At 39.3% G+C, this 12,497-nt stretch carries 15 protein-coding genes; 4 read left to right on the top strand and 11 right to left on the bottom strand.

All coding sequences use genetic code 11. The annotated features are described in order from the left end of the window. Window positions 1–38 precede the first annotated feature (38 nt). From Q4D72_RS00340 to Q4D72_RS00330, 3 genes are all read left to right on the top strand, one after another. A complete protein-coding gene (locus tag Q4D72_RS00340; RefSeq protein ID WP_303075414.1) occupies window positions 39–2,432 on the top strand; it encodes a heavy metal translocating P-type ATPase metal-binding domain-containing protein in 2,394 nt (797 codons plus the stop codon). 102 nt (window positions 2,433–2,534) lie between these two features. After that, entirely contained in the window at window positions 2,535–2,927 is a 393-nt protein-coding gene (locus Q4D72_RS00335) for a hypothetical protein (protein ID WP_303075413.1), read from the top strand. Window positions 2,928–3,133: 206 nt separating this feature from the next. After that, a complete protein-coding gene (locus tag Q4D72_RS00330) occupies window positions 3,134–3,511 on the top strand; it encodes a hypothetical protein (RefSeq protein WP_303075412.1) in 378 nt (125 codons plus the stop codon). On the opposite strand, the gene Q4D72_RS00325 is transcribed toward Q4D72_RS00330, so the two are convergent. From Q4D72_RS00325 to Q4D72_RS00300, 6 genes are all read right to left on the bottom strand, one after another. Continuing rightward, window positions 3,508–3,747: a hypothetical protein gene (locus Q4D72_RS00325; protein ID WP_303075411.1), complete on the bottom strand. Its 240-nt coding sequence runs from the start codon at window positions 3,745–3,747 to the stop codon at window positions 3,508–3,510. The two genes, Q4D72_RS00330 and Q4D72_RS00325, sit on opposite strands and share 4 nt — an antisense overlap. Window positions 3,748–3,766: 19 nt before the next feature. Continuing rightward, the gene (locus Q4D72_RS00320) at window positions 3,767–4,405 is read right to left on the bottom strand and encodes a hypothetical protein (RefSeq protein WP_303075410.1); all 639 of its coding nucleotides are present in this window, start codon (window positions 4,403–4,405) and stop codon (window positions 3,767–3,769) included. 140 nt (window positions 4,406–4,545) lie between these two features. Further along, complete coding sequence (locus Q4D72_RS00315) at window positions 4,546–4,938, bottom strand: group III truncated hemoglobin (RefSeq protein ID WP_303075409.1); 393 nt, start codon at window positions 4,936–4,938, stop codon at window positions 4,546–4,548. Window positions 4,939–4,941: 3 nt separating this feature from the next. Further along, on the bottom strand, window positions 4,942–5,295 hold the full coding sequence (locus tag Q4D72_RS00310) for a cupin domain-containing protein (RefSeq protein ID WP_303075408.1): 354 nt from the start codon (window positions 5,293–5,295) through the stop codon (window positions 4,942–4,944). A gap of 7 nt (window positions 5,296–5,302) precedes the next feature. Continuing rightward, window positions 5,303–5,671 carry a DUF2809 domain-containing protein gene (locus Q4D72_RS00305; RefSeq protein WP_303075407.1) on the bottom strand — a complete coding sequence of 123 codons (369 nt, stop codon included), beginning with the start codon at window positions 5,669–5,671 and terminating at the stop codon, window positions 5,303–5,305. A gap of 40 nt (window positions 5,672–5,711) precedes the next feature. Then, window positions 5,712–6,380: a DUF2461 domain-containing protein gene (locus tag Q4D72_RS00300; protein WP_303075406.1), complete on the bottom strand. Its 669-nt coding sequence runs from the start codon at window positions 6,378–6,380 to the stop codon at window positions 5,712–5,714. Window positions 6,381–6,649: 269 nt separating this feature from the next. Here Q4D72_RS00300 and trxA point away from each other — a divergent pair, with 269 nt between their 5' ends. Then, window positions 6,650–6,967: a thioredoxin gene (gene trxA / locus Q4D72_RS00295; protein ID WP_303075405.1), complete on the top strand. Its 318-nt coding sequence runs from the start codon at window positions 6,650–6,652 to the stop codon at window positions 6,965–6,967. Between the two features lie 59 nt (window positions 6,968–7,026). On the opposite strand, the gene Q4D72_RS00290 is transcribed toward trxA, so the two are convergent. From Q4D72_RS00290 to Q4D72_RS00270, 5 genes are all read right to left on the bottom strand, one after another. Further along, window positions 7,027–9,360: a polysaccharide biosynthesis tyrosine autokinase gene (locus Q4D72_RS00290; protein WP_303075404.1), complete on the bottom strand. Its 2,334-nt coding sequence runs from the start codon at window positions 9,358–9,360 to the stop codon at window positions 7,027–7,029. Window positions 9,361–9,378: 18 nt separating this feature from the next. Beyond that, on the bottom strand, window positions 9,379–10,149 hold the full coding sequence (locus Q4D72_RS00285; protein ID WP_303075403.1) for a polysaccharide biosynthesis/export family protein: 771 nt from the start codon (window positions 10,147–10,149) through the stop codon (window positions 9,379–9,381). 208 nt (window positions 10,150–10,357) lie between these two features. Next, entirely contained in the window at window positions 10,358–10,747 is a 390-nt protein-coding gene (locus Q4D72_RS00280; RefSeq protein WP_303075402.1) for an HIT family protein, read from the bottom strand. A gap of 11 nt (window positions 10,748–10,758) precedes the next feature. Continuing rightward, a complete protein-coding gene (gene greA / locus Q4D72_RS00275; protein WP_303075401.1) occupies window positions 10,759–11,232 on the bottom strand; it encodes a transcription elongation factor GreA in 474 nt (157 codons plus the stop codon). A gap of 134 nt (window positions 11,233–11,366) precedes the next feature. Beyond that, window positions 11,367–12,368: an NAD(P)H-dependent glycerol-3-phosphate dehydrogenase gene (locus tag Q4D72_RS00270; protein ID WP_303075400.1), complete on the bottom strand. Its 1,002-nt coding sequence runs from the start codon at window positions 12,366–12,368 to the stop codon at window positions 11,367–11,369. Between the last annotated feature and the right edge of the window lie 129 nt (window positions 12,369–12,497).

The following is a 12,497-nucleotide window of genomic DNA, read 5'->3' as shown; positions in this document are numbered from 1 at the left end:
GGGGCTTTTTCTGCCGTAAAATGTGGAGAACATAATATATGATTAAAACTTGCTATCATTGCGGGAATGATTGTGATAGTCAGCCGTTTGTAGTTGATGATAAGGATTTTTGTTGTTTGGGTTGCAAAACGGTTTATGAAATTTTATCGGAAAACAACCTGACTTCATATTACGATATAGCGCAAAATCCGGGGGCGCGACCCGAAGAGGCACTTGAAAAATTTTCCTTTTTGGAGAATGAAAAAATTGTAGAAAAATTACTTGAATTTAATGACGGAAATGTGCAAATTGTGAATCTGTATATTCCTCATATTCATTGTAGTTCGTGTATTTGGGTGCTTGAAAATCTGGACAGATTGCATTCGGGCGTGGGAGGTGCATTGGTAAATTTTCCTGAAAAAACGGTGCGAATTACTTACAATTCAGAGAAAATTTCCCTTAAAGAATTGGTGGTTTTGCTGGCAAATATCGGTTATGCGCCCTACATCAGTCTGGAAGATTATCAAGGGAAGAAAAATCGACCTAATAGGCAGATTTACTATAAGTTAGGTGTTGCTGCATTTGCCTTCGGGAATGTGATGTTGCTTTCCTTTCCGGAATATTTTGAAACGGAAGAATTTTGGTTTGAGCAGTACAAATCGTTTTTCCGTTGGATAATGTTCGTTTTGTCGTTGCCGGTGATGTTTTATTCGGCTTCTGATTATTTTATTTCGGCTTACAAAGGCATTAAAAATCGGATTTTAAACATTGATATTCCGCTGGCGCTGGGCATTTTAGCGATGTTTGTGCGCAGTTGTTACGACATACTAACCGATGCCGGACAAGGTTTTTTTGACAGCTTGAACAGTTTGGTTTTTTTGCTGTTAATCGGTAAATTTTTTCAGCAACGCACCTACAATTTTCTTTCCTTTGAGCGGGATTACAAAAGCTATTTCCCTATCGGGATTACCAAAATTTTGCCCGGCAGAAAAGAAGAAAGCGTGCAAGTGTATGATATTAAGCCCGGTGACCGATTGTTAATTCGCAATCAGGAACTGATTCCGGTTGATGCCGTTTTGATTCGGGGCGAAGCCAACATTGATTACAGTTTTGTAACGGGCGAGGCCAATCCGGTGCAAAAAAACAGCGGCGATAAACTTTTTGCCGGCGGAAAACAAACGCAAGGCGCTATTGAGGTTGAGGCACTTAAAGAAATTTCGCAAAGTTATTTAACCCAACTTTGGAGCAATGAAATTTTCAGTAAAGATAAAGACGACCGTTTTAAAACCCTGACCGACAAGGTGAGCAGGCGTTTTACCATCGTAATTCTGGTGGTGGCTTTCGTTTCGCTTTTGGTGTGGATACTGCGCGCTTACTGGGGGCTTTCCGAGCCTGTAATGGCGATGAATGTTTTCACGGCGGTGCTCATCATTGCCTGCCCTTGTGCGTTGGCAATTTCGGCGCCTTTCACCTTGGGCAATATGTTGCGCATTTTCGGGCGCCGAAAATTATACCTGAAAAACAGCAAGGTAATTGAAAAAATGGCGAAAATTGACACGATTATTTTTGACAAAACCGGAACCATAACCACCGCCAATAAATCCGATTTAACCTACGAAGGTGATTTGTTATCAGCTGAGGAACAGTGTATTGTAAAAAACACTTTGCGAAATTCAAATCACCCGCTTAGCCGTCAGATTTATGATTATTTGCAAGATGCCACCAAATCGGTTGCGGTGCTTGATTTTAAAGAAATTACCGGAAAAGGCATTGAATCACAGGCTGATGGCGTAAGGGTCAAAATCGGTTCGGCTGCATTTGTGGGCAAACAAACTGATGCTAAAAATCTCAAAACCAGTGTGCATATTGCGCTTGGCGGGGTTTATAAGGGGTGTTTTGTACTTCACAATTCGTATCGAAAAGGTATTTCGGAATTGTTCGCTTCATTGGCAACGAAGTATCAATTGGTTGTTTTGTCGGGAGATAATGAAAGTGAGCGACTTACGTTAGAAAAATTACTTCCCGCCAATTCGCAGATTTTGTTTAATCAAAAACCCGACGACAAGCTGCATTACGTGCATTCACTACAACAAAAAGGAAAAAAAGTGATGATGGTGGGTGACGGACTCAACGATGCAGGAGCTCTGAAACAGAGTGATGTAGGGCTGGCACTGGCTGAAAACGTGAATGTGTTTTCGCCCGCTTGTGACGGCATTATGGATTCTACCAAGATAAAAGATTTAAAAACGTTTTTGGCACTTTCCGAAAAAGCCATACGGATTATAAAAAGCAGTTTCGTGCTTTCGTTTTTATACAACATCGTTGGGATTTCGTTTGCAGTTTTGGGGCAACTTTCGCCGTTGGTGGCTGCGATTTTGATGCCGTTGAGTTCCATTAGTATTGTGCTTTTCACCACGTTAAGCGTAAATTGGGCTGCCCGACGGCTGCAATAAGTTGTTTTGAGACGAAAAACACAAAATTCTCTAAAAAACTTTGTTTTTCCGGCAGATTTCCATACTTTTGCCGCCTTTAATGTTAAAATAGTTAATAAAGAGATGAAAAAGACATTTTTTGCCATATTGTTGGCGCTTGTAACATTTGCCTGTTCTAAAAATAATGATGAAACGGCTCAAAAACCTGCATCCATTGATGACGTTATAGGGGAGTGGGAAGCCCAAGTTAATGAGAAGACCTACAAAGGTACAGCCACATTGAACCTCTCTGCCGATAAAACTTTTGTGTTGGTCTTGAAAGGAAATTATGGGTCACAAGAGCTTAATTTCCCAACCAAAGGGACGTTTATATATGAACATCCGTATTTGGTGTTAACCGACCAAAGCGGTAAAAATGGAAAATGCCAAATAAACGATCAGAAAAACGAGTTAAAAATAGTTGAACATCCGCTTCCTATGGTAATAGATGTTGTTCTGAAAAAGAAAGCAAAATAGTAAAAAGCCTCTCATTTGAGAGGTTTTTTATTTGATAATAAGTGTGTTGTAGGGGTTTTGTTGAGAGCAGAATGCTAACAGTCAAAATTTTTGGTATGAAGAGGGTAAAAATGAAAATCAAATGGACTTTTTAAAACGCCAAGTGAAAAAATTGTACAGGTAACGCCATTTTGGTATTATTTTTGTGATAAAATAAAGAAAAAACGATGAAATCATTACTTTACACACTATTGTTGTTGCCTTTGTTCAGTTTTGGGCAATCCAAAATAAACCCCTCACGGAGCAAAGGCGAAGTTTTTAAACATCGCCCAGACACGCCAATGGAGGATTTAAACAAGTCAGGACTTATCGTGGTTACGCGTACGCCTCATTTGATGTTTGAAGACAACACCATTCCTGATGTGTATAAAAAAATGACCGAAAAATTTTTCAATACTGTTTTCCGTAACGAGTACAAAAAGTTAAATGTAAAATACCATTTAAAGATTGAAAAACGTGCCTTTGGCGACATCTATATTGAGGGTATAAAAGTGGGTTCCTCCCCCAACCCCTCCCAAGGAGGGGAGATTAGGATAGGAAACTAAAACCTTGATTTGAGTTTTTTGGCAAGTTTCACAGCATCATAACTGCCCTGTTTACCTTCGGTAAATGGGGCTTTTTGTTTGCCTGAATAACTGCACTGATACGTCAAAGTGAATACGTCAATAATGGTTTCTTCAATATTGAGTTCCTCACTGATAAGGTGCAGTTTGCCTGTGGTTTCGGTTTCAATGGTTTTCAGTATTTTGTCCGTAATGGCAATAAAATCAAGGAATTTCACCCCTTGTATTTGTTTTTACCTAAAAATCTTGCCCAAAAATCAAAATGTCTGCCAAATTTTCAACTTGATATTTGTCAGAGAGGCGGTTTAGTTTTTCGGCGTAAGTTTGCAAATCGCACAGGAGTTTTTGCAGGGCTTCTTGGGCTTTTTTGTGGTTGATAATGATGGTTTTAGCGGTGCTTGGCGGTATAAAATCTTCATCGGAATCATCGCACGAAATGACAAGGTCATCGCCTTTTTTGCTGATAAAAGGTACGGGGTGGCATTCGGGCAGATAAAACGGCTCAAAATCGTCCGTCAAAATGTGTTTCCAAGCGTGGATTTCCTCTAAAAGTCCGCAACATTGAGGGAAAAGTACGATTTCGTCGTCTATGGCAAGGGCATAACCTCCGAACAACGAAATAGACTCGCGAATGTCCATATCGCCGATGTGCAGGGCGATGATGCGTTCGATATTGTCAAGCGACACCTCAAAAAGCCGATATTGGTAAATTCCCGTCCGAATGGGGTTCGGAAAATCACGGTAATTATTGTCAATCAGGGCTTTTTGGTATGCGTCCCACACTTCGGTTGGGGCGGTGTCGTGTGGCGGATTTGGATTGTCAAGCGTTTTGTCGGTCGGCGGTTCAATTAGCGGGATAAATTCAATTTGGCTCATAGTATTAAGTTGATTATTAAATCTTTATAGAAATATTAATTTAAAAAAATCACAGCTCCCGACACGATTACAGTTTTATTTGTAAGGTGAGGTGACCGGTCTATTTTTAGTTTCGGATAGCGTGATTAGGTTTTATATGATTAATTTTCAGGGCGATAACGCCACAACATTGTATACTGACCGATAGCCATTTGATTGGCGGCTTCTTTGGCTCGGTTCGCTACATCGCCTTGAAAGAGTGAGTCAATAGTGTCGTGCCAAAGGCTAACCCATTGATTAAAATGGTCTTGCGTGATGCCGTAATTTAGATTTTTATCCACTTCAATGTGTTTAATCGACGGGCTTCCTTTGAATTTCTGCACTCCGAAAAGAATAGTTTCCCAAAAATCGGTGAGTTTTTCCAAATGGGCAGGCCACTGCTCGTCGGCAATGTGGCTGTTGAAAATAGGTCCTAACAAATCGTGCTTGCGGATACGGGCATAAAACGCTTTGACCAATTTGTTTATGTCTTCACGTGTTTGAATTTCTTGCATATATTATTGTTTTTCAGATTGTTTAATAACTTCTTCTACGCGTGAAACAGCATCTTGTTTTGAGAGTGTCAAACGGATAATACTGTTTTCCAAGGCTTTTAAATCGTGCGGAACGTTGCCTTTGAGCGTGATGATTGCTCCTTTTTTCATTGTGTGAATCGTTCCGCCAACGCCAAAATCAACGATTCCTTCCAAGACGTGAACCACGATGGGGAATTTCGTTTGGTGTTCTTTCATCACTTGTCCTTTCGCCATTGTAATGCGAATTTCCTTTGAAAAATCGGACTCTAAAACGACTTGCGTTTGGATTTTTTCCGAAGAAAAAACCAAATTGTCCGTAAATGAATTTACTGTCATAACTTATTTATTTTGAATCGAATATATTTAATAATACACAGCCAACGGCATAGCAAATGATGTCTTCCCACGAGAAATAATTTCCCAGCACAATATAACCGATGCTTCCTTTTGTAAAACCCAGTAATTCAGCGACTTTAAAAAATTGCAAAATTTCGATGCACACCGCAAATAAAAATATCCCGAACAGGAGTCTGCTTTTGTTTTTCACCTGAAAAAAGGCTAAAATGAAGCAGTAAATCAGCATTACTACCAAAATATCGCCCACATAAGCCCGCAGGAAGTGAATTTTTCTGAAAACGGTAGCTATCAGCACTTCTATCACAAATATAAATATCGCTTGTAACAGATATTTTTTGTTAAATCGGAATTTCATTGGGTTGTGTTTTTGTTTTAAACTGATGAAAATGAGTGTTTTACTTTTTAAAAAGTGATTCGCCGTTGAGGTTGGTGGTCAGTGCGGTGGTCATAAAATCAAAAAACGGACGCATTCCCTTAAATGCTTCCACGACTTCTCGTTGAAAATCAGAAGCAAAAACCTGATTTTCAGTAAAATCGTGTTTCAATAAAAATTGTTTCTTTCGGATATGGGCAATCATCGGGTCGTCTTTATCAAAGCCTTTCGGAGCGGTTTTCAGCTCATCGCCCCAAAGTTTTCCTTGGTAATATTTTTGAATGCCTTCCGATTGCAAAACCTGTGTAAATCCCTCACCATCAAGCTCTATTTCTTTGCGTATGCGGAACAAATCTTCCTTGTTCGGTGCGAAAAAACCACCGCCAACAAAAGTTTCATCGGGCGAGAGATGCAGATAATATCCCCCGCGATAATGCGGTTGCTTACGCGGAAAATACAATCCGAAATGGGTTTTGTAAGGTGTTTTGTCCTTTGAAAAACGCACGTCTTTGTAAATCCGGTACATTTTCATCTCGCCCAGAAAATCCTCTTTGGCGACTTCGTTATAAATCGCCCGAAAAATGGTTTCGGCTTTTGCTCTGGCATTTTCATAAGCATTTTTGTGCCGGGCAAACCATTCGCGATTGTTGTTTTGAGCGAGTTCTTTTAAGAAAGAAAATATGTCGTTCATTAGTGATTTGTTTTTAAGCTGTTGAAAATAAGATAGTAATATAATCAGGTGATATGCTGCATCGTGCCACCCAAAATGACCGGACAAAGGTATAAAAAAAATAATACGAATGAAAAGAAAGAACAAAAAATAAAAGACTTTTAGGTATTATTTATTTTGTTATAATAAACCGTTATTATTGTATAATAAAAATTTATAGCGTTTTATTTTTGTTGTATTGCTTTTATTTGTACTTTTGTGCGATTAGTAACAATAAAAAACATAAAACTATGGCATTAGAAATAACAGATGCTACTTTTGAGGAAGTGGTATTGAAGAGTGACAAACCCGTTTTGGTTGATTTTTGGGCAGTTTGGTGCGGACCTTGCCGAATGTTAGGACCTGTGGTTGAAGAAATTGCAAAAGAATATGAAGGGAAAGCCATCGTAGGGAAAGTAGATGTTGATAACAATCAGGATTTTGCCGGAAAATACGGCGTTCGAAATATCCCAACGGTGCTCATTTTCCAAAACGGCGAAGTAGTTGGCAGACAGGTAGGTGTAGCGCCTAAAAAAACGTACACCGATGCTATTGACAGTTTGCTATAATGCGTATTTTAAAAAATAAAAAAATCCGCTAATCAATTGATTAGCGGATTTTTTTGTGTTTATTCTAAAAGGCGTTTCCACCAAGGCTTTCGTTTTTTGTTTTGATGATAACCGTAGCCATAATTGTCGTTGGAACTCAACGTAGTGTCATTGAGCAACACCGCCATATTCGGAAGTTTATTTTCCTTATAAAGTTTTTGTACGGTTTGAAGCATCTGTTTGGTAGAACGATTTTCACGAACCACATACACAAACGCATCGGCATTTTTGGCAAGTAATAGCGTGTCGGCAACCAATTTAACCGGTGCCGTGTCCACGATGATGTAGTCAAATTTGGTTTTCAAGTAATCAAACATCTCTACTACTTTTTGATTCATCAGCAACTCAGCCGGATTAGGCGGAATTACTTTTGCCGGAATAGCGTATAGTTCTTGGAAATCAGGAACTTTGACAATTACTGAATTAATGTCTAAATTACTTGAAGCCAAATAATTCGTAAGTCCTTGTGATGGTAATTTAAGGTACTGCCCGATTTTTGGGTTACGAACGTCCATTTCAATAAGCAAGGTTTTTTTGCCTGAAAGCGCAAAAGCTCCTGCCAAGTTCATCGCCATAAAGGTTTTTCCTTCTTGCGGCAAACTTGATGTTACAAAAATGGTTTTACTTTTGTTTTCGGCAATGTTGCTGAGCATAAAATCCATATTGGTACGCACAATGCGCAGAGCCTCAGCAAATTCGGAATTGTTGTTTACTTTGATGAAATTCCCGTCAGCTTTTGAATGAGGTACATCGCCCAAGAACGGAGCACTTACGTATTTGTCAATGTCCGCTTTGCTTTTTACTTTATTGTCAAACAAGGTGAGCAAATAGATAATTACAAACGGAATTAACAAACCGATTATCAAGGCTGCCAACATAATGACCATTTTTTTAGGCGCTACCGGAATGTTTGACGAGAAGGCTTTGTCAATCACTTTGGCATTAGGAGCCAACGCCACGGTTGAAATTTCAGCTTCTTCACGTTTTTCCAACAGATAAAGGTAAAGCGCATCTTTAACGCCTTGTTGTCTGGTAATTTCACGGAACTCTCGCTCTAAGGTAGGTACGGAACTTACGCGTCCGCTCAACACACGTTGTTGTTTGCTGATGTCGGCTTTTTGAATGTTCAAGTTTGATTTAAGGAGCAAAAGGTTGTCTTTAATTGTTTTTTTCAACGATTTGATTTGCTCATCTAACTGCTTAATTCTGAAGTTCTCAGGACCCGCATTTACTGCCGATTCATTTCGTGAAAGCACCAATTTGTTGTGTTCGTTGATGGCTGCCGAAAGGGCAGGTTCGGCTGTTAGGGCGTCCAACATCGGGAAGGTTTTTCCGGTGGTTTCCGTATCGATAAATCCTTTTATGACATTGTCAATAAGCTCAACACGTGTGTTTATGTCAAGATATCTTTTTTCAAACTCACTGGTGTTTTGGGTGTAAACGCTTGCCTCTGAAACGATGTCAGTAACCTGATTTTCCTTTTTGAATTTTTCAGTGGTTTTTTCAACGGCGTCAAGTTCTTGCGTTAAAATATCAAGGCGTTGAGTTAAAAAGTCAGATGTGTTTTCTGATATAAACCGTCTGTCGGCAATTCCGTCAGCATTGTAAATTTCAACAAGCGTATTTAGGTAATCTTGGGCTTTTTCTCTGTTGGGTTGGGTTGATGAAAGCTCCAAAACACTGGTGTTTTTCCCGAGTAGGTTTACGTTTAATGATTTTCTGTACGCGTTGGCAACACTTTCCAAGTCTTGGAGAAGCACGGTAAGGTCAAAGCCTGGTTTTGAGAAGTTTTCATCAACTTTATTTATGGTGAATTGCCCTACTTGGTTGTTTACCACCTCGCCATAGTTGTATTTGCCTAGCATTTTCCCGTTGTGATACAGGTTGTAGGCAATGTCATTAACACCTTTTACTTCCAAGTTTACAGGCATTTCTTCTTGAAAAAAGCTTGACAATTTGCCCAAAACAAACTTGATGGGTGATTTTTTGTATAATTCAACTTTTCTGAGTCCGCCTTTTGAAATGTATGAAACATCGAAGTTTAATTTTTCGATGGTTTTTTCTGACAAGGTACGAGAGCGCAATACTTCCAACTCATTTTCAACATTGTCTTTAATGCCGATTTCTAAATCGGAAAGAATTGAAAACTCGTTCACGGCACCTCCTTTGTTTTTGTCTTTAAGCATAATCGTTGTTGATGCCCGATACAAAGGCGTTGCATATTTCAGATACAAAAATGCCAAAGCCAAAGCTAAAAAAGCGCCTACCACAAACCATTTCCAACGAGAAAGATAAGGTGTTATCTGTTCGCGAAGATTAAACGTTTCCGGAGTGTCTTCTAAATATGATTTCACGTTTTATACAATTAAAAGTTATCTACTAATGTTTACAATCAGAGCTACCACGGCAACCAATACCGAAATGGCTGATATAATGGCAGTTGTGTTAGGTCCAACGGCTGAAGAGTTTACTCTTGTTTTGTTAGGCTCTACGTACACCACGTCGTTTTGTTGCAAGTAATAAAACTCTGAGTTCATAAAGTCAGTTGAAGTAATATCAACAACTTTGTACACGCGTTTGTCATCTTGCTCTCTGATTACCAATATGTTTTTTCGTTTGCCATAGATGGTTAAGTCACCGGCAAGGCTCAATGCCTGCAAAAGTGTTACACGTTCAGAATTGATGGTGTACGTTCCGGGGCGGGTAACTTCTCCTTCAACCGTTACTTTGAAGTTTAAGATTCTTAAATTAATGGTTGCATCGGTGATGTGTTTCCGTACGGCATCAGTGAGTTTTTTAACTGCTTCCTCACGGGTAAGCCCTCCTAACTTCATTTTTCCGATAGTAGGAAAAATGATATATCCTTCTTTATCAATCAAATAGGTTTGAATCATTGAAGAGTTAATCATAGCTCCGTTAATGGGTTGGTATGAAACCAAGCCACGGTTAAACTCACTAAGCAACTCATCACTTTTTGAATTCACGATGATGCTCAATAAATCATCGGGTTGAAGTCGCGAAACATAGGTGCGTAATGTTTCGGTTTTGTTGTTTTTTGCATCTAGAAAATAAGCCACTTTGCTTCTTGAACTACAAGAAAACAAAAGCAAGCTCATAACAAATAAGACAAATACTCTCTTCATTGGTTATTTTTTATTAATTTATATTGTATGTTTATGCTTAAATAAAAGCTATTTTTTGTTTTAAGAAATTGTTTTTTAATGTTTTACAAAAAGATGGAAGTCATTCTGTCTCGGTGTCAAAAGTAGCCCATCGGCGTAAATCTTCCAAGTAAAAATTAATCGATAACAAATTTTTAACATTCCGTGGTTTTGCCACGAACTTAATCAATTAAAGTGCTTGTTTTACCTGCTGGGCTATTTGCTTGAACTGCTCATCGGTTAGTGTTACTTTGTGGTTGAACGTCATCTCGTGCATTTCGTTAATCGGAATCAGATGTACGTGAACGTGAGGCACTTCAAGCCCGATAACCGTCATTCCAACCCGATTGCAGGGAATGACTTTCTCCAAGGCTTTTGCCACTTTTTTTGAAAAAGCCATCAGTTTTAAGTACAAGGCATCGTCCAAATCAAAAAGTTTGTCCACTTCTTTTTTCGGAACGCAAAGCGTATGCCCTTTGGCGTTGGGATTTATGTCTAAAAAAGCTATAAAATCAGCATCTTCGGTGATTTTATAGCACGGAATTTCGCCGTTGATAATTTTTGTAAAAATGCTTGCCATTGCTTTGAGATTTATCGGCTTATTTCTAAAATTTCCATTTTCAGGGTGCCATTAGGTACTTGTATTTCAGCGATTTCTCCGACTGACTTCCCAAGTAATCCTTTCCCGATGGGTGAGCTTACCGAAATTTTGCCTGATTTTAAATCGGCTTCACTTTCAGCAACTAAGGTGTAGGTCATTTGCATCTTGTTGCTCAAATTTTTTATTTTAACGGTAGAAAGCACCAAAACTTTTGAGGCATCAAGTTGCGACTCGTCAATAAGGCGCGCGTTTGCCAAAAGTGCTTCCAACTTGGCAATTTTCATTTCCAACAGGCCTTGAGCTTCTTTGGCAGCATCATATTCGGCATTTTCCGATAGGTCGCCTTTATCACGAGCTTCGGCAATGGCTTGTGAAGCTTTTGGGCGCTCAACATCTTTGAGTTGATTCAGCTCTTCTCTTAATTTTTTTAAACCCTCAGCGGTGTAATACGATACGTTACTCATAATTTTCCTACTTTTTTTAAAAACGAAAAATCCTCAGCGATTTGAGGATTCGGGCGCAAAGATATGAATATTTTTCGGATACAACGCCATTAAACCCGAAAAATAGCTTTTTTCAACGGATAAAGGGCTGAAAACTAATCCAAATGATTGGTTAGTTCGGCAAAAACCCGCCGTGCTTTTTTGTTTTCGTATAGAATTTGATACACGGCATCTAAAATTGGGGTGCGACTCTTTTTTTGATGCTTTTCGTTGATGTGATAAGCGCTTTTTACGGCGTAATATCCTTCGGCTACCATATTCATTTCCATCATAGTGCTTTTCACGGTGTATCCTTTGCCTATCATATTACCAAAAGTACGGTTGCGACTAAAAAGCGAGTAGCCCGTTACCAGCAAATCGCCTAAATAAGCTGAGTTGTTGATGTTGCGCTTGATTTTGTGAATCCGTTTGATGTACCGACGCATTTCGCGAATGGCGTTACTCATCAAAACACTCTGAAAATTATCACCATAGCCCAAGCCGTGCGCAATTCCGGCAGCGATGGCGTAAATGTTTTTGAGCATTGCGGCATATTCAATGCCGATGACGTCGTCTGACACTTTTGTTTTGACAAAATAGGTTGCCATTGCTTTTGCCATCGTGTCGGCTTTTTGTTGGTCAAAGCAGGCGATGGTCAGGTATGAAAGCCGTTCAAGGGCAACTTCTTCGGCGTGGCACGGACCCGCAATCACCCCGATATTGTCATACGGAACTTGATGAAGTTGATGAAAATATTCCCCTACTATTAGTCCGCTTTGGGGTTCAATGCCTTTGATGGCAGAAAAGATAATTTTTTCTGAAAATGAGTGAGTTGCCTTTTGTACTTCGGCATCTAAAAACGCTGACGGAATGGCAAAAACCAAATAATCACCGTAAGCCACGGCTTCGTTTATGTCGTTGGTTAATAGCAGTTTATCTGTATCAAACTCTACGTCGCTTAAATAATTAAGGTTATGCCCCGTTTGCTCAATGCACTCAATGGCTGCGGGGTCTCGGACATACCAGCACACTTTTGAATGATTGCTGGTGAGTATTTTTGTTAGTGCGGTAGCCCAACTTCCGCTGCCGATAACCGATATTTTTAGTTCATTTCCCATTGATTTTCAATTCTTAGTTTTAAAGAAGCTACCTTCCAAAGGTTTTTTAAAAGGGCAAAAATAAGAAATTTTATACAGTAAGCGAACGAAATGCTTGAAATTGTCGTGGGTAAAAATCTTTTCCGTTGG

Origin of the sequence: Capnocytophaga sp., from assembly GCF_030532915.1 — a bacterium.
GTDB lineage: Bacteria > Bacteroidota > Bacteroidia > Flavobacteriales > Flavobacteriaceae > Capnocytophaga.
This window is presented reverse-complemented; position numbering and strand designations above follow the sequence as displayed.